22 protein-coding genes and 1 pseudogene are annotated in these 23,523 nt (G+C 69.2%); 15 read left to right on the top strand and 8 right to left on the bottom strand.

Going from position 1 to position 23,523, the window contains the following annotated elements; translation table 11 throughout:
- Nucleotides 1-152: 152 nt before the first annotated feature.
- Nucleotides 153-1,226: an esterase-like activity of phytase family protein gene (locus IEZ21_RS01755; RefSeq protein WP_189320100.1), complete on the bottom strand. Its 1,074-nt coding sequence runs from the start codon at nucleotides 1,224-1,226 to the stop codon at nucleotides 153-155.
- Nucleotides 1,227-2,103: 877 nt separating this feature from the next.
- On the opposite strand from IEZ21_RS01755, the gene IEZ21_RS01750 reads away from it, so the two are divergent.
- Nucleotides 2,104-4,797 (top strand): WD40 repeat domain-containing protein, encoded by a 2,694-nt coding sequence (locus IEZ21_RS01750; protein WP_189320099.1) that lies wholly within the window; start codon nucleotides 2,104-2,106, stop codon nucleotides 4,795-4,797.
- 304 nt (nucleotides 4,798-5,101) lie between these two features.
- Here IEZ21_RS01750 and IEZ21_RS01745 read toward each other — a convergent pair whose 3' ends face one another.
- Nucleotides 5,102-5,788 carry a DUF4328 domain-containing protein gene (locus tag IEZ21_RS01745; protein WP_246567198.1) on the bottom strand — a complete coding sequence of 229 codons (687 nt, stop codon included), beginning with the start codon at nucleotides 5,786-5,788 and terminating at the stop codon, nucleotides 5,102-5,104.
- Between the two features lie 237 nt (nucleotides 5,789-6,025).
- On the opposite strand from IEZ21_RS01745, the gene IEZ21_RS01740 reads away from it, so the two are divergent.
- The 3 genes and pseudogenes from IEZ21_RS01740 to IEZ21_RS49090 all read left to right on the top strand — a co-directional run.
- Complete coding sequence (locus IEZ21_RS01740) at nucleotides 6,026-6,235, top strand: hypothetical protein (protein ID WP_189320097.1); 210 nt, start codon at nucleotides 6,026-6,028, stop codon at nucleotides 6,233-6,235.
- Between the two features lie 90 nt (nucleotides 6,236-6,325).
- Nucleotides 6,326-7,039 carry a GNAT family N-acetyltransferase gene (locus IEZ21_RS01735; protein WP_189320096.1) on the top strand — a complete coding sequence of 238 codons (714 nt, stop codon included), beginning with the start codon at nucleotides 6,326-6,328 and terminating at the stop codon, nucleotides 7,037-7,039.
- A 75-nt stretch (nucleotides 7,040-7,114) separates the two neighbouring features.
- A pseudogene (locus tag IEZ21_RS49090) lies at nucleotides 7,115-7,294 on the top strand (IS630 family transposase); the annotation flags it as partial.
- A 123-nt stretch (nucleotides 7,295-7,417) separates the two neighbouring features.
- On the opposite strand, the gene IEZ21_RS01730 reads toward IEZ21_RS49090, so the two are convergent.
- Complete coding sequence (locus IEZ21_RS01730) at nucleotides 7,418-8,155, bottom strand: DUF1963 domain-containing protein (RefSeq protein ID WP_189320095.1); 738 nt, start codon at nucleotides 8,153-8,155, stop codon at nucleotides 7,418-7,420.
- Between the two features lie 378 nt (nucleotides 8,156-8,533).
- Between IEZ21_RS01730 and IEZ21_RS01725 the strand changes: the two genes are divergently transcribed.
- Together IEZ21_RS01725 and IEZ21_RS01720 are read left to right on the top strand one after the other, a co-directional pair.
- Entirely contained in the window at nucleotides 8,534-9,913 is a 1,380-nt protein-coding gene (locus IEZ21_RS01725; protein ID WP_246567197.1) for a hypothetical protein, read from the top strand.
- 9 nt (nucleotides 9,914-9,922) lie between these two features.
- Nucleotides 9,923-10,087 (top strand): hypothetical protein, encoded by a 165-nt coding sequence (locus tag IEZ21_RS01720; RefSeq protein ID WP_189320094.1) that lies wholly within the window; start codon nucleotides 9,923-9,925, stop codon nucleotides 10,085-10,087.
- Between the two features lie 275 nt (nucleotides 10,088-10,362).
- Here IEZ21_RS01720 and IEZ21_RS01715 read toward each other — a convergent pair whose 3' ends face one another.
- A complete protein-coding gene (locus IEZ21_RS01715; protein ID WP_189320093.1) occupies nucleotides 10,363-10,800 on the bottom strand; it encodes a hypothetical protein in 438 nt (145 codons plus the stop codon).
- A 318-nt stretch (nucleotides 10,801-11,118) separates the two neighbouring features.
- On the opposite strand from IEZ21_RS01715, the gene IEZ21_RS01710 reads away from it, so the two are divergent.
- The 7 genes from IEZ21_RS01710 (at nucleotide 11,119) to IEZ21_RS01680 (ending at nucleotide 18,831) form a co-directional block, all read left to right on the top strand.
- A complete protein-coding gene (locus tag IEZ21_RS01710) occupies nucleotides 11,119-11,607 on the top strand; it encodes a phospholipase (RefSeq protein ID WP_189320092.1) in 489 nt (162 codons plus the stop codon).
- Between the two features lie 330 nt (nucleotides 11,608-11,937).
- Nucleotides 11,938-12,792: a formyltetrahydrofolate deformylase gene (purU, locus tag IEZ21_RS01705; RefSeq protein WP_189320091.1), complete on the top strand. Its 855-nt coding sequence runs from the start codon at nucleotides 11,938-11,940 to the stop codon at nucleotides 12,790-12,792.
- Between the two features lie 255 nt (nucleotides 12,793-13,047).
- The gene (locus IEZ21_RS01700) at nucleotides 13,048-14,085 is read left to right on the top strand and encodes a glycosyltransferase family 2 protein (protein WP_189320090.1); all 1,038 of its coding nucleotides are present in this window, start codon (nucleotides 13,048-13,050) and stop codon (nucleotides 14,083-14,085) included.
- 221 nt (nucleotides 14,086-14,306) lie between these two features.
- Nucleotides 14,307-15,374 (top strand): glucose-1-phosphate thymidylyltransferase, encoded by a 1,068-nt coding sequence (locus tag IEZ21_RS01695; protein ID WP_189320089.1) that lies wholly within the window; start codon nucleotides 14,307-14,309, stop codon nucleotides 15,372-15,374.
- The gene (gene rfbB, locus IEZ21_RS01690; RefSeq protein ID WP_189320088.1) at nucleotides 15,371-16,369 is read left to right on the top strand and encodes a dTDP-glucose 4,6-dehydratase; all 999 of its coding nucleotides are present in this window, start codon (nucleotides 15,371-15,373) and stop codon (nucleotides 16,367-16,369) included. The genes IEZ21_RS01695 and rfbB overlap by 4 nt, the downstream gene beginning before the upstream one ends.
- 261 nt (nucleotides 16,370-16,630) lie before the next feature.
- Nucleotides 16,631-16,849, top strand: coding sequence for an MbtH family protein (locus IEZ21_RS01685; protein WP_281399366.1), 219 nt, complete (start codon nucleotides 16,631-16,633; stop codon nucleotides 16,847-16,849).
- Nucleotides 16,850-17,070: 221 nt separating this feature from the next.
- Entirely contained in the window at nucleotides 17,071-18,831 is a 1,761-nt protein-coding gene (locus tag IEZ21_RS01680; protein ID WP_246567196.1) for an AfsR/SARP family transcriptional regulator, read from the top strand.
- Nucleotides 18,832-18,874: 43 nt separating this feature from the next.
- Here IEZ21_RS01680 and IEZ21_RS01675 read toward each other — a convergent pair whose 3' ends face one another.
- Nucleotides 18,875-19,654, bottom strand: a complete 780-nt coding sequence (locus IEZ21_RS01675; protein ID WP_189320086.1) for a 4'-phosphopantetheinyl transferase family protein — start codon at nucleotides 19,652-19,654, stop codon at nucleotides 18,875-18,877.
- 35 nt (nucleotides 19,655-19,689) lie between these two features.
- On the bottom strand, nucleotides 19,690-20,622 hold the full coding sequence (locus IEZ21_RS01670) for a TauD/TfdA family dioxygenase (protein ID WP_189320085.1): 933 nt from the start codon (nucleotides 20,620-20,622) through the stop codon (nucleotides 19,690-19,692).
- Nucleotides 20,623-20,901: 279 nt separating this feature from the next.
- Here IEZ21_RS01670 and IEZ21_RS01665 point away from each other — a divergent pair, with 279 nt between their 5' ends.
- Nucleotides 20,902-21,465, top strand: a complete 564-nt coding sequence (locus IEZ21_RS01665; protein WP_189320084.1) for a flavin reductase family protein — start codon at nucleotides 20,902-20,904, stop codon at nucleotides 21,463-21,465.
- 98 nt (nucleotides 21,466-21,563) lie between these two features.
- On the opposite strand, the gene IEZ21_RS01660 is transcribed toward IEZ21_RS01665, so the two are convergent.
- Nucleotides 21,564-22,691 carry a helix-turn-helix transcriptional regulator gene (locus IEZ21_RS01660; protein WP_189320083.1) on the bottom strand — a complete coding sequence of 376 codons (1,128 nt, stop codon included), beginning with the start codon at nucleotides 22,689-22,691 and terminating at the stop codon, nucleotides 21,564-21,566.
- Nucleotides 22,692-22,826: 135 nt separating this feature from the next.
- A complete protein-coding gene (locus tag IEZ21_RS01655; protein WP_189320082.1) occupies nucleotides 22,827-23,033 on the bottom strand; it encodes a hypothetical protein in 207 nt (68 codons plus the stop codon).
- Nucleotides 23,034-23,441: 408 nt separating this feature from the next.
- On the opposite strand from IEZ21_RS01655, the gene IEZ21_RS01650 reads away from it, so the two are divergent.
- On the top strand, nucleotides 23,442-23,523 hold an 82-nt coding region (locus IEZ21_RS01650), incomplete at its 3' end, for an MbtH family NRPS accessory protein (RefSeq protein WP_189320364.1).

Genomic DNA, 23,523 nt, shown 5'->3' with positions numbered 1-23,523 from the left:
ACACGCCGCGGCGCGGCCGCTGTCACGGCACGGCTGAAGTCGGTCGGCTATGGGTGCAGTTCGTTCTGGGGGAGCGCCAGGATCGGTACTCCCCGTGTGATGCGCTCAGGCCAGGGGTTCGGCGACGAGCTGGACGACCTCTGCGGGGTCGTTCAACGGGGTAGCCGGACGTCGAGGGAGTACAGGCGGGTGATCTGGGTGTCCCGCTCGTTGTCGTCGCTGACCAGCAGGATCTTCACGCGTCCGGTGATGGTGCGGCCGGTCACGGCAAGCCCTTCGATGTTGTCCAGCAGGGGGTTGGGCTGGGGCTGTTCCGCCGTGGCGCCGAGGGTCGGGCAGTCGGCGAGGTCGGCCAGCAGGGTCTTGGAGGCCAGGCGGGCCGCGCCGCCCGAGGTGAGGTTCTCGGTGCCGCTCACGTCGTCGGCCCGGCGCGGGTCGGCCAGGTAGAGGCGGACGGTGTTGCCGACACCGAGGGTGAAGCCGCGTTCGAGGACGAGCAGCCGGCCGTCTCCGGCCGGGGCGAGCTCGACGACTCCCAGGCCCTGGTCGGCCTGGTATCCGTACTGGGCACCGGTCTTGAAGGGCTCGCTCAGGCCAGCGCGATGCCAGGTCTGCAGCCGCACCACGCCGGTCTCGTCGCCGGAGAGCGAGCCTTCCATCGAGGCGACCAGGGTGCGTCCGCCGGTCTGGAGCGTCAGCCCCTCGAAGGTCTGGTTGCGTACGGCCCGTCCCGTCGGGGCGACGGCGAGAGCGGCCGGCACGGGCAGCGCCTCGACCGCCTTGCCGTCGCGGTCGTAGCGGGTGACGGAGGGTTCGGTCTCGGAGCTGATCAGCCGGCTGCCGTCCCGGTCGACGGCCAGACCCTCGGAGTCCGGCGCCGCGCCGTTCAGATCGGTCAGCGGGGCCACGGCCACCGCCTCGGCTCTCAGTGCGCGTCCCGTCTCGCGCACCTTGAGCGAGTAGAGGTACGACTCGTCCGACACCGCGGTGATCCGGCCGCCCCGGTCGACGGCGAGGGCGGACATGTTGCCGACGAAAACGCCGTCCAGCGTCTTCTTGTCGAGGTCGTCGGAGAAGGCCCGTATGCGGACCAGGTCGGAACAGTCACGCGACGCGGCGGACGAGGCCGGGGAGTCGGAGTGGGTGGCGCCCTGGGCCAGTGCGGTACCCATGGTCATGGCCACACTCATGGCCGCTACAGCAGTGATCGACGTACTCAAACGCATGCGAATACTCCTTGGGCGCCAGAACAGAAGAGGAGGGTTTGTCCGGTACGGATCTGCGCACGTTGGGCGTCCTCGGCCAACATTCGCGGGGCACATGCGCCTTGGGCATCACAGCATGGCGGCGCAGAAAGGGGTGGCTGCGCGACCACGAAGGGCAGGGCGAACGGCCGAACACCGTGCGTGTTCAACAAAATGTCAACCTACACTTCAGGTGGCCGAATGTCTCTCCCCGCGTAGCGCCGACGCGAACTGCACTGCGTACGGCCCGGCGATCCGACGACTGTGCCGAGTCGCTTCACCGTGCGCCGGCGCCGCCCAGCTGGAAGCAGGCCTCCTCCGGCTGGTTGTGCCGGAGATCAGTCAAGTCCGGTCGGACGGCTCCCGGCATCGTGCCGCACGGCGCACGCGGTGGCATCCGTGAAACTACTGCAACAGAGATCGTGTCGACGCCGGTGGAGCGGAGCGGGCAGGAGATTGCGTAGAACTACGCGATTCTCTGCTGGTATCGGCCGTAAGCAAGGCAGGAAGCGACTGGACGTGTCCGGGCACGGCTACGCTGCCGGTCATGCCTGGCTCTTTGCATGTCCACGGTTGTGTGCACGGAAGCGAACGGCGCTGAAGTGCTCAGGGCTTTTTGCGAGTTCGCAACCTCCGCCGCCAACTCGTGGCCCCGTCACCCTGTGAACGAGACGTACGCCGTACCCATGTGATGCCGCAGCGACTCGATGCCCAGCGCACCGCAAGCCCGGAGTTCACAGCGGGGCCGGCTCAGCCCTGTTCGCGACCGTGGGGCCGCCGGGCGCCGACGCCACAGTGCTCACCGGTGCAGGCTCCGATGCCCAGTGAAGCCTTTTGCCGTATCCCCGGAAAGGTGACCATGACGGATGGTTCTGGCGATGCTCCCGAAGAAGGGCACGGCGTCCTGTCGGACCCCGGACTGCTTCTCACCATGGAACCAGCGCGTGTTCTTGAGCTGTTGGACCAGGCAGACGACCCGCGGAGCCGGGCCATAGCGGAGGTGTACGGGGTCTCGGCGGATGTGCACCGGACGGTTGCGGCAGTCCACCGTCGGCAGCTGCTGGCGCTGGACGCCGTCCGGTTGGGAGATCCGGCGCTGGCCGACTGGTTCCAGAACGCGGATGTGCCGGGGGGATCCGGTGCGCAGTGGGCGGTGGGGTGGGCGAGTCGATCTACCGGTGATCCTCGACTCCTGCACTCCTTCGGAGGTCACGCCACCCCTGTCATGTCGGTGGCCGTGGCAGTCGTCGACGGCCGACCGGTCGCTGTGTCCGGGGGCCGCGATGCGCGGGTGCGCGTGTGGGACCTGGCAACGAGGCAACTGCGGCACGAGCTGATGACAGGTGGTGCCGATCCGGTGTGGCCGATGGAAAACACCTTGCTGTCGGTCGCGTCGGTTGTGGTCGACGGGCGCGCCCTGGCGCTCACTCTGCACGCGGATGACAACGAAACCGTACGGCTGTGGGATCTCGACACAGGCCGCTCGGCCGGCGAACTCGTCAGCGTCGTGGAGAGCACGACCATGGACGGGCGCCGAGTGGTTCTGACCATGGGGCCGGATCGGACGCTGTGGGTGACGGACCTGGCTACGGGGTCCCTGCTGCAGGAGGTGCGGTCGGTCGCGGCCATAGGTGTCCTGGAGGGGCGGCATGTCGCAGTCACTACCGCCAAGGACCGACCGGCCGGAGTGTGGGAGTCGGCGACCGGCCGGCAGGTCGGAGAGTGTCTGCAGGTCGTGGAGGCGTTCCTGGTCGAAGGGAAGGGCCCCATCGCCATGGCGGGGCCCCGGGGCCAAGTGCTCCGGGTGTGGGACCTCGGCACCGGCCGCCCGATCAGCGGTGCCGACCTGGCAGGGCTTGACTTCGCGGATGCCGAGCCCCTGCTGAGCGTGTCGGCCCTGGTGGTGGTCAACGACCGAGTCGTCGCCATAACGCTCGATGACCGGACCGAACCAGAGTTGGTGGGGCACTGGGCCGCCGACTACCACGACGACGGTGTCCGCATCCCCAGGCGGCAGACCGCGGTACTGGGGGCGCGTCGCGTCGCGCTCTGCAGGGGAACGGACCAGGTGCTGCGTGTCTGGGATCTGACGCCGGGTCCCGAGCCCGTCGACGGCATCCGAACCATCCGCACCATCCCTCCCGAGGAAGGGCTGTCGGCCCTGTCCCCCGACCCGGCCGAGCGGGCAGACCTGTGGGACCTGCTTGCCGGCCGTAGAGGCGCCGGAACCAGTCTGAGGAAAACGGCGGGAACCGGCCCGCACGCCACTTCCCGCCCCCTGGAGCTACAGGACCGACTGATGTCCCTCGCCGCCGAGAAGGACGGCACTGTCACCGTGCTGGACGCGATGGAGGGAAGGCCCCGGGGCCGGCCCTTGACCGGCCACACGGAACGGGTGTGCTCCATCGACACGGTGCACACGCGGCAGGACATCCTGGCGGTGACCACGGGCCTCGACCGCACTGTACGGGTGTGGGACCTGGCCACCCGGCAGCAGCGAGGCGAGCCCCTGGCCGGGCACACCGGCCAGGTGTGGGACGTCGCCACCACCTTCGCGGACGGACGCCCGGTCGCGGTGACCGCGGGCGACGACCGCACCGTGCGTATGTGGGATCTCGTCCTTGCCGACGAGGGCGGGCGGCACCGAGCCGGGCACACCGCAACCGTCCATGCCGTCGCCACGACGGTCCTCAACGGTGATCCCGTGGTCGTCACAGCAGGCGCCGACCACACGGTGCGCACCTGGGACCTGATCACCGGTGAGCAGGTCACCGCGCCTCTGGGGACCGAGGCGGCCGTCCTGACCACAGCGGTCGTGGAGGGGAACCCGGTCATCGTGACCGCTGACCCGGACGCCACCTTGCACGTCCTGGATCCCGTCACCGGTGAGCACGTCATCCCGCCGGTGCCCACCGGACACGGCAGAGTGCTGGCACTGGCCACGGCAACACCGGACGGCCTGCCGGTCGCCCTGACGGCGGGCAGCGACCGGTCCGTGGGTATGTGGGACCTCACCACCGGCACGGCCCTGGGCGATCCGTTCACCGGCCACTTCAGCCGTGTCACGGCCGTTGCCGCCACGGTTGTGGATGGCAGGCCCCTCGCGGTCACGGGCAGCTGGGACAAGTCGGTGCGGCTGTGGGACCTCTCAACCGGCCGCCGGCTCGGTGAGCCGTTGAGGGGCCATACCGACTGGGTGACCTCCGTGGCCACCGCCACAGTCGGCGACGTTCCTGCCGCCGTCACCCAGGGCCGGGACGGGACGGTGAGCCTGTGGGACCTGACCTCCATGACACAGATCAACAGCCATGAACTCACCGAGGCAGGTTCTGGTGGGACGATGGCCGTCATCCGGTCGGCCGACGGACGGCTCTCAGCGGCCGTCGGCCATGAACGCACCGTGCGCTTCATCGAGCTGACCACAGGGCGCCCGGCCGCGACCGACTATCTGCTCCCGTTCCCCGTGCACGCGCTCACGGCCGCGCCCAACGGTCATCTCGTGGTCGCTTTCGGCCCCGAGGTGGCGGTGCTTCGCCCCTACGACGGCTTCTAGCGCGCTCACATACGGCGAAAGAGGATCGGGCAACGGAAGGTCGAGAATGCCGATCGCCTGCCGATACCTGCCATGCGTACCGACCGTCACGCTCCCACTGCCGGGCAGCAGGTCCACCTTCTCCACTCCCGGCGTACGCGAAGGTGCGGCGGGACGGTGCTCAACACGGCGGTTTGGCGGCGGTTCGAGTCCCGGCCGGCTGACCGTCCGCTCTGCGGCGGCAGGCGATACGGCCATGGGTGCCTCCAGCGGCGGTAGTTGTCCGGGTGTCGGTGTGTGAGACAGCGACGGTGGCCGCTCGGTTTCACGCTTCTGGGGCGGTGTCGTGGCGCACGGCGTCGGCCGTACGCCCGGTCTGCGCCACGGTGACGGCCCGTACGACGAGGACGCCCGCCACGGCCGCGGCCACAACCGCCGTGTCGGAGAGCAGCAGCTGCCAGATGTCCGTGTAGGCACGCGCGATGACCTCGTCCGTGGAGTCGGCGTACATCAGACCCGCCCCGCTGAACATCCCGGCCAGCCACAGGCCCCACCACCAGTTCAGGGCGCGGGGCAGCGGCGCGCCCGGGGCACTCGCGCGGTGCACGTCAGCGACGATGCCGCGGGGCACCCAGAGGTTCGCGACGGGGACGATCCAGCCCAGGTAGACCCAGGGCCAGGAGTAGCGCGGGCGTTCGCCCGAGAGGGCGCGGGCGTTGTCGCGGGCGCGCACGAGCCAGAGCAGGAAGACGAGCGCGCAGAGCCCGGTGACGATGTCTCCCACGGCACTGACGATGTGGTACGCGTCCTCCAGCGAGGTCGGCGTGCGGTGATTGCCGTTGCCCTGGTCGGGCGGCCCGGACGCCGGCTCACCGGCTGCGGCGAGGCGGATCTGCCACACGGCCTGCGCCGCCCAGGCCACGCCCGCGAGGGCGAGGGCGGCCTCGGCACAGCGGGCCGCCCCGCGCGGAGGGCGCGGGGCGGAGGCGTTCTCTGCTATGTGATCATTCACCCGGTCATCCTTGCCGACGCGGGCAGTCGGGCACCATCGCCGGACTGTCCTGTGACACGGCGGGGACCGGCCTGTAGCCCAGCCGCTCTCACGTCGCAAGAGCCCGCTACCGGCCGCGGGCTTTACCGGTCGGCGCCGGTCCATGCCAGGGTGACGTCTTCGGCGTTGACCTGCGTCTGTGCGTCGCTCTGGACGACATGCCGGCCTCCGTGGCTTCGATACCTCGACCTTGGGCCGGTGCGAGCGCTGATCTATGGCAGGCCGGGTAAGAGGCTCGCCCTGATCGACTTCGCGGCCGGCTACCAGGCGCCCTACGCAACTGCCTTGCCGGCGACCTCCGTTGAACGCGACGACACCTCACACGCCGTCCTGTGTCTGGCATCCGCCGCATCGCGCTACGTCACCGGCACCGTCCTCAACGTCGACGCGAGCATGGTCGCCATCTGAGTAGGGTCGGGGACTGGCGCGGTGACTGTCGTTCCGTTTCCGGTCCCCGCCGCTTGAGTATCGAATTCAGATCTCCGGAAAGAGGTACGAATGGCCGAGCGCTACCGATCCGAGCGTGCGGCCCAGCTCGACAATCCAGTCTGGTTCTCGCTCACGGGAGCCGATGCCGCCCATGCCGTAGGCGGTGAGAAGGCTCGGCGGTACCGGTCCTCGGTCTCTCCGTTCGCCGCGGTCGCGGACGAGCGGGATCCGGCCGCGTGGGACGAGCTCGCCGAGGTGACGGGAAGCGACACGGTGGCCGTCGTCTGCTCGCAGACCCCGCCCGGCTGGCAGGAACTGCAGGTGCTGTCCGGCTCCCAGATGGTGTGGGGCTCGTCGGCGGCCGCGCTCGGCTCACGCCCGGAGGGCGGTTACCCGGCGTTCACACCGCTCGGTTCCGACGATGTCGACGCCATGGTGGCTCTCGCCGAGCGCACCCATCCCGGCCCGTTCGAGCATGAGACGGTCAAACTGGGCGGCTACCGCGGGCTGTGGGACGAGGGCGAGCTCGTCTGCATGGCCGGCGAGCGTATGCACCCTGGCGAATGGGCGGAGATCAGCGCCGTGTGCACGGACGCCGGCTATACCGGTCGCGGCCTGGGCGGGGCGATCACCCACTCGCTCGTGCACGACATCGTCGCGAGTGGGCGGCGGCCGTTCCTCCACGTCTTGTCGGACAACTCCCGCGCGCGCAGGTTGTACGAGCACCTCGGCTTCCGCGACCGCATGCACATGACGGTGCGCGTGCTTCGACCCATCGGCTGACCTTTGAGTGCCTGCTGATCTCTTCGGAGTGTTGTCGGGGGCGATGTGTGCTGATCCCTGCGGTAGGCCGGTGGTATGCGGTACGCGCAGGGTGGCGGACCGACCTCTGAGCGGCGGCGGTTTCGGGAGCGGATCCGGTACGAGGCCGGTGAGCGGTTCACACCGGGTGAGGAGACCGCGGTGAGGGCGAAGGATCTGCGGGTGAGCGAGAGGTCAGTGGAACGTCGGCGGCGTGCCTGGCGGCAGCACGGACTCGTTCAGGCCGTAGAGGAAGAGGAGCAGGGGCATCAGTGTTACCGGACGCTGAGCGTGCCGGGCGCGCGGGTGGAGCCGAGCCGCGCGGTCTCCGCGAGGGTGTGCGCCTCGCCTGAGGTTGCGTCAGGTCATGTCGAAGCAGGCCCGGGCCTGGTCGAAGCGGCGGGCTGCCAGGTCGTCCCGGCGGATCACCCAGTCGATGATGCCCAGGTCACCTTCGGTCAGATCCTCGCCGCCGAGTTCGGCGAGCAGCACCCAGTCGCCCGGGCCGTGGTCGTAGTCCGTGGTTGGATCCGCGTTCCAGACCCAGGGGTAGCCGCCCATCTGCACCGTTCCGCCCGTCTGCATCTCGTCGCAGGTCTCCCACCACACCTCCCCCAGGTCGCCGGCGTGCGGGAACTCCTGGGTTTCGTAGCCGCGGTTGGGCAGCGAGGGTTCGATCGTCAGATGTAGATCTTGGGTGGGGTGGACCGGCGGCTGGTACTCGCCGCCCGGACGGCGTTCGGAGACGGGCGTGCCGACCGGGACGTAGACAAGCCGGGACCATTCGCGGCCATTCCACGGGTTCTCCGTGCTCGCGAAGAAGAGCAGCGTGCCCTCCTTCGGGAGCGGGATGTCCGTCGCGCCGGGCGGGATGGCCGCGAGGTCGACCGAGGCGAGGAACGGCAGGCGCGGAACGGGTTCGTCCTCGGGCATCGGCGGCAGCCCGCCGAGTCGTCCGGCCACCGGACTGCCGGGCGGCGCCTCACCAGCGGTGCCCAGCATCGCGCAGGGACGGACGGTGCCGAGCCATCGCTCGACCTCGTCCTCCGGTAAGTCGCGGCTGCGGGCTTCGTTGCGGAACGGATCCATCGAATTCATGTCGCAGAGTATGCCTGGGGCGATCATGACCACCTGCCACGATGAAGTGAACCGGTCGCGGGCCGGACGACCGACGCCGCCCTGACCGACCCGGCCCGCACTGACGGGCGTTTCAAGACGCCGGAACAGGTCCCGCGGCCCTCGGTCGTTCGTGCCGTGTCCGCCGCTGCGCACACGGCAACGGTGTCTGCCGCAGCGCCCCCACTCCCAGCCCGCCCGTCCTTGTCCAGGAGAAGCGGGACCGGGCGGCGGGCCAGGTGCACGACGATGGCGAAGACGCCACCCCCAACTGTCGCAGGGCATGGAGTGAACCTCGTTGCCGGCACTCGCGTCGTGCATGGCGGTGGCACTGCCAGATGACGATGAGGGAGTCATGGGTTGGAGATCGGTACAGAGGTAACGGCCGACACCGGTCCCGGCGCGGAGGGGGAGGCGGGGCGCACCGACGGCCGTCCCTCACCGCCGTCGGCAGGGCGTCGTGTGGTGCGCTGGTCGCGTCGGCTGGTCGCGGTGCTGGTCAGTATCTGTGCCCTGCTGGGTGCGGTGCGGCTGGTCGTGCCCGCCACCGCGGGCACGGACGGCGAGCCGCCCGGGGTCCGGCGGCAGCTGGCGTTCCTGCGTGAGGCGCTGGACGACGGGGCCGGCGGCGAGGCGCAGGGGATGTTTCCCGAGGGCTACTTCTTCCTGCACGTGCTCTACGGTCTGAACTGGGTCGAGATCGGGATGCGCGAACCGGTCGGCGAGCGTTCGACGGCATTGCGAGAGGCGCGGTGGGCGCTGGGGCGGCTGGACTCTCCGTCCGGCCGTGCCCCGTTCAGCCCGAGCCTCACTCCGCCGTACGGCGTTTTCCACCGCGGCTGGAGCAACTGGCTGCGCGGCGGGGTGCTGAGCCTGCACCCGGCCGGGCAGCGCGATCCGGCCGAGGTACGGCGGTTCACCCGGGACTCGGCCGCGCTCGGCGCGGCTTTCGACGCCTCGCGGTCGCCGTATCTGGAGGCGTACGCCGGTCAGGCGTGGCCGGTCGACTCGACCGTGGCGATCGCATCGCTGCGGCTGCACGACACCCTGCTGCCCGACCGGTTCACCGAAACCGTCCAGCGGTGGCTGCGCGAGGTGCGCCAGCGGCTCGACCCGCGCACCGGACTGCTCCCGCACCGGGCCGCCCCGGACACCGGCGACCCGATCGAGGTGGCCAGGGGCACCTCGCAGAGCCTCATTCAGCGCTTCCTGATCGACATCGACCCGGTCTTCGCCCGTCAGCAATACCTGCACTTCCGCAACTGGTACATCGCCTCGCCTCTTGGCCTCGGGCCGGCCGTGCGGGAGTACCCCGACGGCATGGACGGCCCGGCCGACGTCGACTCCGGCCCGCTCCCGCTCGGCGTGAGCCTGTCGGCGAGCGTGGTCACCATCGGCGCGGCCCAGGTCCACGGCGACGCCCCCCTCACAGCCGCGCTGGCAGGCGTAAGCGAAGTAGCCGGCCTGCCGATCCACACCCCTTGGACCAAGCGGTACGCCTTCGGCCTGGTCCCGGTCGGTGACGCCTTCCTGGCATGGTCGAAGACCGCACGACCGTGGGTGGCCAAGGAGCAACCTCCGCCACCGTCGCAGGTCTCGGCCTGGTGGCGCATCCCGCTGCTGTCGCTCCTGTCCGTGCTCGGCGCCGTGCCGTGGCTGCCCACACTGGTGCGCCGCCACCGACGCCGCCGCACCCACCGAGAACCAGCCGGCCCGGCGGTCGCACGGAGCCAGTGGTGACCACGCGAGGTGAGCATCGCCGTATGCCGGGGGGAGAAGAAGGCGCACTACGTGCTGGTGGTCAAGGGGAACCAGCCGACGCTGCACGATGCGCTGCGCTCCTTGCCCTGGAAGGAAGTGACCGCGCGGTGCTACGAGCGTGAGGCCGGGCACGGGCGGCGCGAGACTCGGTGACGCTCTTTGCGGGCCAGTGGCCGACGGAGCTGGGCCGGCTCCTCAGGCTTGCCACTGCCGGGGCCGCCCCGCTCGCCGACGTCGGTCGGGCCTGGTTGATCTCCGCAACCGCACCGCGGTCTCGGTCCGTCGAAGTCATTGGCGATCTGGTCGATCGAGCGGTCGGCATCCCCAGCCGATCGGTGAGTGCGTTGGGTACCCGCCAATGCCGTGACCGCCGGTGCGTGAACGGCAGCGTCCGTGCTCCTCCGCCACACACCGGCGCCACAACGCCCCTATAGGGAGACGAGGTTGAGCACAGCGCGCTTCACGCCAGTGATGCCCTTCACTCCGTGCTCGCCCGCCGAGGGGTCGTAGTCGAAGTTCCTCTCGGCACGCCCCAGGTGGCCACAGGCCAGCGGCGAGTGCTGATAGGCATCACCGGACGTGGTCTCGTACTCGATGTACCAGGCGACGCAGTACCCGTCGGGGGAACCCAGCCCCCCACCGGGCAGGAGATCCACGACGTTGCCCTGGACCCTGGCTTCTCCGTCTTCGAAGCATGCCGAGACCTCGCCCCGTCCCCAACTACGGGTGTCGCTCGTTTCGATACAGCCGGGCGCCGCATACGACGTGGATGTCGCCGTCACGGTGAGGCCGACGGTCAAGGCGCTGAGCAGTGCTACCGACAGCAGCCGCCGCATAGTGAACTCCTTGTCCTTCTCGGGAAGCATGTCCTGCGGACACACACCACATCGGCCCGCTACATCTGCTCTTGCATGTCTCTACATCGCCGTTTGCCGGACTCGTCGCGGCATGTGGCGGCTCTACCGACACAGGTCATCGTGGACCTTCCGCAGGCGGATCGGCACCTGTCAGGGGCGGTTGTCGGCAGCGGCTGACGCCCCGTCTGCGCGGTGACGTCGGCCCCGAGACCCCGCGACACCGAGGGATCCGTATATCTCCGGCATAGACGCGCGATTCACGCTGGGCCTGCCCCGGCGCGCCTCGGATTCGGGGCCCATTCGCACAGCCCTTACGGAGGTCATCGCATGCGCCGTCACGTTGTCGGCCCCTTGCTCGCCGCGGCTCTCGCACTCTCCCTCACTTTCCTGACAGCCAGTCAGTCCAACGCCGCCCCTGCCGACAAGGCCCAGGTGCTGAGCAACTGGACACAGTCCAGCGCCGGCAACTACGACGCCTGGAACGCGGCTCGCCAGAACCAGGCCGCTTGGAGTGCCTACGAGTTCGACTGGTCCACCGACTACTGCACGACGTCGCCGGACAACCCGTTAGGCTTCCCCTTCAAGAACGCCTGTGCTCGTCATGACTTCGGGTACCGCAACTACAAGGCCGTCGGTACGTTCGCCGCCAACAAGGACCGGCTGGACAACGCCTTCTACGCCGACCTCAAGCGTGTCTGTGCGTCCTACTCCGGTGCCCAGGGATCGGCGTGTCTGGCCACGGCGTGGACCTACTACCAGGCGGTCTCCGTCTTCGGGAACTCGGCCATGGTCGACGGCGAGGCCGACGCCCGGTAATTCGCTCCTTCTGTCCCACAAGGCAAGGGCGGGACAGGGCCACGGTCCCGACCCGCCCTCTGACCGGCCGCCCCGTCACCCCCGAGACGGAGCGGCCGGTCTTCTTTGTCAGGGCGCGCTCAGCTTGAGGAGTTGACCGGACGCCTCGCCGGGCAGGAGAGGGTGCTGTCCGGTCTGTCGGCGCGTCCAGGAACGGTTCGCAGCTGATCAGCACTTCCCGCACAGTCGGAACCTCAATATGGAAAATATGGACGCCGATGCTTGGGTGAGACATCTGCGCCCTGCCACCCGCCCAGGCGGGCGCCGGCCAACACACACCGGAGAGACCCTATGCCCGCCGACCACTACGTCCTCACCCTCTCTTGTGCCGACAAGCAGGGCGTCGTGCACGCCGTGTCCAGCTACCTGTTCATGACCGGATGCAACATCGAGGACAGTCAGCAGTTCGGCGACCATGACACAGGGCTGTTCTTCATGCGGGTCGCGTTCTCCGCCGAGGCGCCCCTGTCGGTGGAGAAGCTGCGGGCCAGCTTCGCCGCCGTTGGTGACTCCTTCCTCATGGACTGGCAGATCCACCGGGCGAAGGAACGTATGCGGATCGTGCTGATGGTCAGCAAGTTCGGGCACTGTCTGAACGACCTGCTGTTCCGCGCTCAGACCGGCGCGCTGCCGGTGGAGATCGCCGCCGTTGTCTCCAACCACCCGGACTTCCACGACCTGGTCGGCACGTACGACATCCCCTTCCACCACATTCCCGTGACGCAGGACACCAAGAACATCGCCGAGCAACAGGTGCTCGACCTGGTCGAGGCGGAGCGGGTTGAGCTGGTGGTGCTGGCGCGCTACATGCAGGTCCTCTCGGACAATCTGTGCAAGCAGCTCAGCGGTCGCATCATCAACATCCACCACTCGTTCCTGCCTAGCTTCAAGGGCGCCAAGCCCTACCACCAGGCGCACGCACGCGGTGTGAAGCTGATCGGCGCGACCGCGCACTATGTGACGGCCGACCTTGACGAAGGGCCGATCATCGAGCAGGAGGTCCGACGGGTCAGCCACGCTGTCACCCCGGAACAGCTTGTGGCCATCGGCCGCGATGTGGAATGCCAAGCGCTGGCCCGAGCCGTGCAATGGCACAGCACGCGCCGAGTCCTGCCAAACGGACATCGCACCGTTGTCTTCGCCTGAGAACACCAGAGCCGGAGCCGCGCCAGGACCGAGTTCGGAGTTGCCGAAGACAACGAACATGCCACAAACGGCGGCAGGAATGCCGGACGGTGTCCACGGCCTCGGCGGCGGTGGCGGCGACCGATCGACCGCACGAACCTCAGTCGCCGCCGCGCGGGATTGTGCCGGCGCTGTCCGTATAGCCGACATGTAGGCAGGACGGCGAGGGTGCCGGGGACGGCACGACGGCCGTCTGAAGAGTCTGCGAGGAAGCCCTTGACCACGGCGGCGATTGACGTGATCTGCCCGGCTTGGAACCGGTCCGAGGCCATCCGCCCGACCATCGACAGCGTTCTGGCCCAAACCTTCGACGACTGGCGCCTGATCGTCGTCTCCGACGGCTGCACCGACGACACGGACGACGTGGTGCGCTCCTACGACGACGAGCGCATACAGCTGATCCGCACCGAGCGGCACGGCCACCCCGGCGGCCCCCGCAACATTGGCCTGGCCGCGTCGACCGCGCCAGCCATCGCCTACCTGGACTACGACGATCAGTGGCTGCCCGAGCACCTGGCCGTGCTGCGACGAGAGTTCGAAGGCGGCGCGCGCCTGGTGGCGACCGCGAGCATCGGGATGAACGCGCAGGGCGAGGAGGAATACCGGTCCCACCGCCTCAACGGCCTCTGGCACCCCGAGCTCCAGCTGTTGTGGCCGTTGTACGAGCCGTCCCGCGTAGGTCATGTGCGCGGACTTCCCGAGAGCGTCGGAGGCTGGACCACCGACCACACCGGCATGGAGGACTGGGACCTGTGGCTGCGGCTCGCCGATGCCGGAGAGCGCTTCACGACGGTGGCCGACCGCACCGTCGTGATGCTCCTCAGGGACAACTCGCGCCGCCACACCATGACCGTCAGCCACCAGCTGACCTTGGGAACGCTGCCCGACGAGGCGGCGTGCATCAAGCTCACCGAGGCCATCCAGGCCCCCGAGGTGCAGGACGAACTGCGCTCCTGCTTCGCCGAGGAGATGCTCCGCTTCTACAGCGCGAAGGCCGCCTCCGGTGAACTGGTCATGCCGAAGGGCATGACCACCGACGAGGCCCTGACCGGCATGGAGAAGTTCGTCACCGACCCGGCCACCCCCATGCTGCGCGAACTCTCCTTCGTTCAGGAGGAGGACCACTTCGCGGTCGTCCATCCCCTGCAGTGCAGCAGCGATCGGCACGCCGAGCGGCTCCGGGCGTTCCTGCGCACCCATGATGCCGGCAGACACGGCATCGTGCGCCGGCTCATCGCGACCGTGAGCCGGTAGCCCCGCGCGACTTCGACCCCAGACCGTGGTCCTTGCCGCCGGACGCTCGACGACCCCGGCGCGTTCTCCAGAGAGCTCCGTCCGGATCGTCGATGAACTGCTGGCGATACGAGGGCCGCGGAGACGGTCGATCTCGCCCTCGATCGCCACGTTCTGCCGTACTCATCGACGCTCGCAAGACCCGCTCCTCAGTGACTCGACAGCAAGGTATGGAGGGCTCCATGAAAGCAGTGGTCCTGGCCGGAGGCGCGGGCACCCGGCTGCGTCCGATCACCCACACCTCAGCCAAGCAACTGGTGCCGGTGGCCAACAAACCGGTGCTCTTCTACGGTCTTGAGGCGATCGCCGAGGCCGACATCATCGAGGTCGGGATCATCGTCGGCGACACCGCCGAGGAGATCCGCGAAGCGGTCGGTGACGGGGCGCAGTTCGGCCTGAAGGTCACCTACATCCCGCAGGCGGCCCCGCTCGGGCTGGCGCATGCGGTACACATCGCCCAGGATTTCCTCGGCGACGACGACTTCGTGATGTATCTCGGTGACAACTTCATCGTCGGCGGGATCAGCGGCCTCGTGGACGAGTTCCGTGCCGATCGGCCCACGGCTCAGATCCTGCTCACCCGCGTCTCCGACCCGTCCGCCTTCGGGGTCGCCGAGCTCGATGGGGGCGGCAACGTCGTCGGCCTGGAGGAGAAGCCCATCCAGCCCAAGAGCGACCTTGCCGTGGTTGGCGTATACCTCTTCACACCGGCGATCCACGAGGCGGTCCGCTCCATCGAGCCGTCGTGGCGCGGCGAGTTGGAGATCACCGATGCCATCCAGTGGCTGATCGACCATGAGCGGGTCGTCCGCTCCACCATGGTCTCCGGCTACTGGAAGGACACCGGGAACGCCGCCGACATGCTCGAGGTGAACCGCTCCGTACTGGAGACACTCGAGCCCTTCGTGCACGGTCGAGTCGACGAGGGGTCCGAGGTCATCGGCCGGGTGGTGATCGAGGAGGGTGCCGAGGTCATCGGCAGCCGGATCGTCGGCCCCGTGGTGATCGGCGAGGGCACCGTGGTGCGCGACGCCTACATCGGTCCCTACACCTCGGTCTCCGCCAACTGCCGGATAGAGGAGAGCGAGATCGAGTACTCCATCGTTCTGCGCGGTTCCTCGCTCTGCGGCGTACGCCGGGTCGAGGCCTCTCTCATCGGCCGTGACGTCGAGGTGACGCCGGCCCCTCGTGTACCGTCCGCCCACCGGTTCGTACTCGGTGATCACAGTAAGGTTCAGATCTCGTCGTGAGCACCAGGATTCTCGTGACCGGCGGTGCCGGTTTCATAGGCTCCCACTACGTCCGCAGACTGCTCGGCCCCAAGGGCCCGGGCGACGTCTCGATCACCGTGCTCGACCTGCTCACCTATGCCGGCAACCCGGCCAACCTCGACGAGGTCCGTGATCATCCCGGCTTCTCCTTCGTGCACGGCGACATCTGCGACGCCGAGCTGGTCGGCAAGCTGATGGTCGAGCACGACCAGGTGGTGCACTTCGCCGCCGAGTCGCACGTCGACCGGTCGATCGACGGCGGCGCGGAGTTCGTACGGACCAACGTCGTGGGCACCCACACGCTGGTCGAGGCCGCGCATTGCGCCGGCGACCGGACCCTCGTGCACGTGTCCACCGACGAGGTCTACGGATCGATCGACACCGGCTCCTGGCCGGAGACGCACCCGCTGGCCCCCAACTCGCCCTACTCGGCGGCCAAAGCCTCCAGCGACCTGCTCGCCCTGTCCTACCACCGCACCCACGGTCTGGACGTCCGCGTCACCCGCTGCTCCAACAACTACGGGCACCACCACTTCCCCGAGAAGCTCATCCCGCTGTTCGTGACCAACCTGCTCGACGGCAAGAAGGTCCCGCTGTACGGCGACGGCGGCAACGTTCGCGACTGGCTGCACATCGACGACCACGTCCAGGGCATCGAACTGGTACGCACCAAGGGCCGGGCCGGCGAGGTCTACAACATCGGCGGCGGCACCGAGCTCTCCAACAAGGAACTCACCGGCCTGCTGCTCGAGGCGTGCGGCGCCGACTGGGAGACCAGCGTCGAGTACGTCGAGGACCGCAAGGGCCACGACCGCCGGTACTCGGTGGACTGCACCAAGATCCGCGAGGAGCTCGGTTACGCGCCCCGCAAGGACTTCCGCGAGGGCCTCGCCGAGACCGTGCAGTGGTACCGGGACAACCGCGCCTGGTGGGAGCCCGTCGACAAGGGCACCGCGTCCCGCCGCGTGGTGTAGCGGGGTGTCCGCGGCAGCCCCGGCCGCGATCGGCCGGGGCGGCTGCGGACAGACGAGGGAATCCGCGACGGCCGGCGCCTCGTCCGGGCGAGGACCTTTCGGGTGGCCTCGGAACGTACGTCATCCACGACCGGTATCGGCCCGATGTCCGCCTGCGCGGACCAGGAGCAGCACACGGCGCGTCGCGCCGCAGGAAACGTATAGAGCGGCGCCCGAGAATCGTGCGGACCGCAGTTCCAGACGTACTTGTGAGGTGTCATCGTGGCCAATCCGTTCGAGAACGACGAGGCGTCGTACTTCGTACTCGTCAACGACGAGGGCCAGCACTCGCTGTGGCCGGCGTTCGCCGAGATCCCGGCAGGCTGGCGCACCGTGCACGGAGAAGACACCCGTGCCGCCTGCCTCGCGTACGTCGAGGAGAACTGGACCGACATGCGTCCGCTCAGCCTGGTCCGGGACATGGAGAGCAACGCGGCCTGATCCACATGCCGAGGGGGCCGTACGGCAGGTGCCGTACGGCCCCCTCGGCATGTGGAGCTGCCTGCCAGGACGTGCGGTGGTTATGCCGTGGAGCCCGCAGGGACCTGCCACCGCAGCCTCCTGACAAGGCGAAAGCCACCATGCGGGCCCCCGTGATCCCAGACTGGAACACCAGAAGCAGCCAATCAGGGGGTGCCATGGAGTTCCGGATTCTCGGTCCGGTGGAAGCCCGCAGAGACGACGAGTGCGTCGTCCTGTCGGGAACCAAGATCAAGACCGTGCTCGCGGCCTTGTTGCTGGCCAGGGGACGGGTGGTCTCCGATACGCGGCTGAGTCATCTGTTGTGGGGGTGGAACCCGCCGGCCACGGTGAGCGCGCAGATCTACACGTACATCTCGCGGTTGCGGATGCAGCTCGGTGACGGCGTGCAGATCGTCCGTCAGCTGCCCGGCTACGCATTGGAGGCCGGGAACGCCCGGGTGGACTTCCTGGAGTTCGAGCGGCTGGCCCGGCTCGGTGCCGAGGCCCATGAAGCGGGTGACCTGGAGCGGGCGGACGCACATCTTCGGGGCGCTCTTGAGCTGTGGCGGGGGGCCGCCCTGTCGAACGTCACCGAGCTTCTGGCGGACGCCGAACTGCCCAGGCTGGAGGAGGCGTGGGCTGCCGCGACCGAGCTGCGGATCGAGGTGGACCTGGCGCTGGGGCGCCACCGGCAGCTGGTACCTGAACTCACCCCGCTGGTCGCAGAGTTCCCGGTGCGGGAGCGGATGCGGGCGCAGTTGATGAAGGCCCTGTACCTGTGCGGCCGGCAGGCCGACGCGCTGACCGCGTACCACGAGGGGCGCCGGGTGCTCGCCGAGGAGCTGGGGGTGACCCCCGGTGCCGAGTTGGCCGAGGTCTACCAGGCGGTCCTGGCGGGGGAGCCGGTCGTGGAATCGACGGTGCTCCCGGTGACCGCCCGGGTGGTGACGCCGGCGATGCTGCCCCCGGACATCCCCGACTTCACCGGCCGCGAGGCCGAGATGGCCGAACTGCGCAGGCTGCTGCCGCCGAGCGAGGAGCGCACCTGGCACGCCCGCCGGTTCCTGCTGACGGGGATGCCGGGGAGTGGGAAGACGGCCCTCGCGGTACGCGCGGCCAACGAGTGCCTGGAGGCTTTTCCCGACGGGCAGTTGTACGTGAACCTGCGCCACCTGGACGGTTCGCCCCGCACTCCCCGGGACGTCCTGGTCGGCCTTTTGCGGGCGCTCGGGGAGCCGGTGGGAGCGGCCGAACCGGATCTGGACGAGCTGATCCGGCTGTACCGGACCCGTACGGCCCGGCGCCGGCTGCTGCTCCTCCTGGACAACGCGGTCAGCGAGCTGCAGTTGTCCGGGTTGTTGCCGGGGGCTCCGGAGCCTGCCGTGCTGATCACCAGCCAGACCGCCCTGGGACCGATCGGCGGACTGCACACCATGGTGCTGCCCCCGCTGAGCACCGAGGAGAGCCTGCGGATGCTGTCCGCGGCGGTGGACCCGATGCGCATCGAGGCCGAGCCGGAGGCCGCGCGGGAGATCGCCCGGCACTGCGCCGGACTCCCGCTCGCCGTGCGTATCGCCGCGACCCGGCTGGCCGGCCGGCCACGTTCCTCGCTGCGGCGCCTTGCGGACCGACTGGCGGACCCGCGCAGCCGGCTCCAGGAGCTGCAGGTACGAGGGTTGTCGGTGCCTCGCAGCCTGGAGATGTCGCTGCGCCGTCTGAGGCATGAGGACCGTGAGTTGCTTCTGCTGCTGTCGGGGTTGGAGCACGAGGTGTTCTCGGCCCGCTCGGCCGCCCGCTCCCTCGGGCTTGCGGCCGCCGAGATGGAGGAGGGGCTGGAGTCACTGGTCGACGAAGGACTGCTGGCGTTCTCGGACGAGCCGGGCGAGTCGGTGTACCAGCTCAACAATCTGTTGCGGCTGTTCGCCGAGACCGGTCGTCCCAGGCAGGAGCGGGCGGCCTGAGAGCCGCTGTGCCAGAGCGCTCGTGGCAGCGTTCAGAAGGGCGTCATCTCTCCGTCCCGGAGGGGACGGGGATCGCGGTGAACCCGGGAGCGGCCGGATCGACGAGCAGGACCGGTCCCGTGCTCTCGGGTTCCCGGGCCAGTGCCCCGTATGTGCCGGGCCCGAGCGGAAGGTCGTGCACGAGCCACCACTGCGGGCCGCGTGATTCGATGTGCCGGACCGGGACGGGGCCGGGGAGGTGGGGGCCGACTTCCACGGTCCGCAGGTCCGCCACGACGCCGACGCCGTCAGCCTTGACCACGGCCTCCTTGCGGGTCCATGCGCGGTAGTACGCGGCGACACGCGCCGCCTCGTCCTGCAGGCCCGCCAGGTGGCGCAGTTCGGCCGGGGACATGAAGGTGGAGGTGGTGAGCCAGAGGTCGGCGTGCGGCCGCGTGATCTCCAGGTCCACGCCGATCGGCCGCTCCGCGGTGACCGCGAGCAGCCAGTACGCGCCGGACCGGGACAGGTTGAAGTCGAGTCCCGTACGGGGGAAGACCACGCGTGGCCGACCGTGGGCGGGGTTCGGACAGCGCGGGCAGGGCCGGCGGCCCAGGCGCAGTTCCCGGGGATCGGCGTCGAGATAGCCGGCGAGGATCCGCCGGACCGCCGCGTGGGCGTGGGCGTAGCGGGTGCCGACCGGAGCGGGCCTGCGGGCGACCGCGGCCCGTTCGTCCGATGAGAGCAGGGCGAAGACCGCCGGGTCGTCATGGTCGGGGGCGTCGCCCCGCCAGACGTGAACGGCGTCCGTCTCGCGCAGGCTCCGGTACGAGGCATCGTGCATGAGGGGGCTCCATCATGTTCGGGGCGCGGTGGGCATCAGTCCGACATGGCGACGCGGACGCGGCGTGTTCCGGTGAAGGGTCGGCGGCCGTGGGCAAGAGCCACATTGTCGAGGAGCAGCAGATCGCCCCGGTTCCACGGGACGTCCACCGCCGCGAGGGCGCCGGACTCGCAGATCTGGGTCACCTCTTCCCTGAAGATCGGGGAGCCGTCGGCGAACGTGACGTTCCAGGGCAGCCGGTCCACCGACAGGACCCGTGACAGGACGTCTCCGGGGCCGCAGCCGGCCGGGTGCCAGCGGTGGACCTGGTTGAACCAGACATCGGTGCCGGTGACCGGGTGCTTGATGACGGAAGGGCGTATCCGTGAGACGTGGATGCCTCCGTCGGCCGTCCAGCACCACTCGGTCCCGGTGCCGTCGAGAAACACCTCGACCTCCTCGCGGCGGGTCGTGGCGAAGGCGTCTTGCCAGCTCGGGCCGAGGCCTGAACCGTCGTGCAGGTAGCGGACGTAGCGGACGCCCGGAGAGAACCGTTCGCGCAGGTCGAGGGCGAGGGAAGCGAGCCAGCGTTCGCTGTCCACCACCATGGTGGCGCCGCCGGCGGCGGGAGCGGTGTGGCAGAACAGTGCGATCCGGGCGGGCCAGGCGTGCGTACAGCTCATCTCGTTGTACGGCCGGACCGCGATGTGGGGCTGCTCCCCTGAGACCGTCCAGACGTCGTCGATCTTCCGGTCGCGCGCTGCGGGGCACAGAGCTCGTCCGAATCGGTTCGGCAGGATCCGGTCGAGTACGTCGTCGAGGGTCTCCGAGGTGATGTCGAAGCCCCGGAAGACGACGGCTTTCTCCTCGGTGAGGACCTGGCTCAGCGCTGCCGGGCCCATGGCGTCCAGGCGTTCGACCAGCTCCTCCGGGCCGCCGATACCCTCCGGTTCGATGTCCAGAGGCGTCCAGGGCTCCACGATCGCCACACCGGCCTCTCTCAGGAATCTCGACGGATGGCCGGACGGAGCAGGATCCCGGCGGCCTACGGCACGTCACCTATCGAAGGGCGGCCCCCTACGGGGTTCCTATGACCTCGGGCTGCTGCCCGGTCGCGGTACTCCCCGGATGCGATCGTCTCGCGTCCGGCCGAGTGCGGGGTGTAGCTGTTGTGTAGAGGACGCGGGGAGCGTGAACCGTCGACGTGGTGGCGACGGCGTGCGCCACGCGGCGCTGTGACCGTCCGCCCCCTGCCCTGTGAGGTACGCGTGAACTCGACCGCCACCGCCCTCCGCTTCGACCGGAGCCGTTTCCGGGATGTGCTCGGCCGGTTCTGCACGGGGGTGACGATCATCTCCGCCGTCCATGAGGGAGAACCGGTCGGCTTCGCCTGCCAGTCTTTCGCCTCGCTTTCGCTGGAACCGCCGCTCGTGTCCGTCGCGGTGGCGGAGACCTCGGCGACCGGGCACCGGATCGAGCGGGCGGGGGCATTCTGCGCGACGGTGCTGCGCGCGGACCAGGCCGAGCTGTGCCGGGGTTTCGGCCGCAGCGGTGCGGACAAGTTCGCCGGGGTGGCCTGGAGTCCGGCCGAGGTGACGGGGTCCCCGCGCATAGGTGGCGGTCTGGCCTGGGTGGACTGCCGGATCGAGAGTGTGGTGCCGGCCGGGGACCATCGGATCGTGGTCGGCAGGGTGGTGGACCTGAGTGTGCCCGAGGAGGGCGAGGACGCCGGTCCGCTGCTGTTCTACCGGGGCTCGTTCCTCGGTCCGGCACCGGTCGGGGCTTTGGCGCCCGCCCGCAGCGTCGCGCCGGTCCGTCGCCGCGAGGTCTGACCAAGGCCCACGGACGTCCGCCGACGGTTCGATCCGTCAGGCGTCACAGCGGGGCGTGCCGCACCGCGGAACCCAACGGGCCGTCACCACACGGAAGTTCAGCGGTCCGCCAGTCGGCGGCCGGCCACTCCCGGCCCCGGGCCGTCCGCAGCGTCGGCGGCATCGGCCGGTGTCGAATCCAGTGAACCGGAGTGGTCGGCGTCCGGTTCTCCGCCGGCACCCGGAACCTCGTCGAGCCAGCCGAGGCGGGCCGCACGCAGTCCGGCCTGGAACCGGCTCTTGGCCCCGAGCCGCCCCATCAGCTCGGCGGTGATACGTCGTCCGGTGCGGACCGAGACCCCGAGCTTGCGCGCCACGCCCTCGTCGGTGAAGCCTTCCCCGAGGAGGCGCAGGACGGCCTTCTCCTGACTGGTCAGCCCCTTGTCGTCGGTGCTGGTCCGCTGTCGGCGGGCGCTGGTGATGGGCGCCGCACGTTCCCACACCAGCCGGAAGAGCTCGGACAGGCCGGCGAGTACGCCCCTGCCGCGGAAGAGGAGGGCTCCGTCCCCGCTGTTGTCCGGGTCCATGGGCAGGATGGCCGCCTCCCCATCGAAGATGATCATGCGGGCGGGCAGCCAGGCCACGGTCCGGACATCGTTGCCCAACTCCACCAGCCAGTGGGCGTGTTCGACGGTGGCGGGGTCGTTGTAGATACTGTCCAGATAGACGGTGCGTATCGTCACCCCGCGGTCCCGGAGGGACTCGGTGAGCGGACGGCTGGCCTCCCGGTTGTCCGAGGTCTGGTGCCCGCCGGGGGCAAAGGCGACCAGGCTGCGCTCACAGCCGAGGGTGAGTTCCTCGATGCGATCACGAATCTGGTCGAGTCCCTCCAACTGCTCGACCTCGTTGCGCCGACGGCGGCTGCGGGTGGCGGCGAACTCCTCGGAAAGGCGGGCCACTTCCACCCGGGTCTCGGCTATCTGGCGCTGCCGGGCCAGCAGTGCGGATTCCTGACGGGCCAGCAGTGCCTGGAGGGCGACATCCGGGCTGACCGCGTGCACGGCGCCGGGAGTCTCCCACGAGGGCCGGATCAGGCCCAGTCGTACGCATTCGTCCAATGCGCCTCGTACGACCTCTATCGGGCGGCCGACCAACCCGGTCAGTTCCTCGACCGAGCCGCACGAACCCAGTAACGAAGCCCGGTAGACCTCTGTGGCTTCCTCACTCAGTCCTATGGGCTCAAGCACGTCTCCCCACCCCCGTCTCAGGAAACCCCCGAAGTCCTTCAAGACGGCGGCAGAGTAACACGGGTCACACGGAACAAGATCACCCCGCCCGGGGCCCCGGGCGGGGTGATCTTGTTCGTCAGGTGCCGAAAAAGGTCACTTGGTGGGGTCCACCGGAGGGTCCGCCGGAGGGTTCTGCCAGCCCGGCTCCTCGAGCGCGTCGGTGACGATCTCGCCGGCGCGCGTCACCGGCGAGTGCCAACCCGGCTCTTCGGCCGATGCAGTACCCGCGGTCGCCGGCACGAGCACCAGCGCGACCACGGCGACAGTGATGGCGGAGACCTTCTGGAATGCGGACTTCATTTATGAACTCCAATTTCTTCCGTACGTGGATCGCCGAAAAATTCCCGTATGCACCGCGTTCACCTCGGTTCAGAGGCGACATCGCGTTTGCACGAGAAGATTCTCGCTTCGCGCACCGCGCTCCACCAGGAGAAAGGCGTGACAACCTGCTGCGTTGGCAGAGAACTGACAGTGCCACGAACAGAGCTCTCCACGCGCTTGCCGCGACTGCCAGCGAAAACCGGAAGCGGAATCCTGGAGTCCCGCCCGGTCGACTCGAGAGGAACCTTGCATTCCCCATAACTGCCCCTTGCGTCTGGCAGGTTGTGGCCAGGCGATTCAGACGAGGCCGCTGCCATAGGAATGCTGTAGGCCGACGTCCGAGGGTCGTTCCGACCGCAGTTCCGCCCGCTCTTGTGAGGTGTCATCGTGGCCAATCCGTTCGAGAACGACGAGGCGTCGTACTTCGTACTCGTCAACGACGAGGGCCAGCACTCGCTGTGGCCGGCGT

Origin of the sequence: Streptomyces flaveus (genome assembly GCF_014647675.1) — a bacterium.
In the GTDB taxonomy this organism is placed as follows: Bacteria; Actinomycetota; Actinomycetes; order Streptomycetales; family Streptomycetaceae; genus Streptomyces; species Streptomyces flaveus.
Note: the sequence above shows the minus strand (reverse complement) of the source record. Positions and strands in the feature narration are given on the sequence as shown.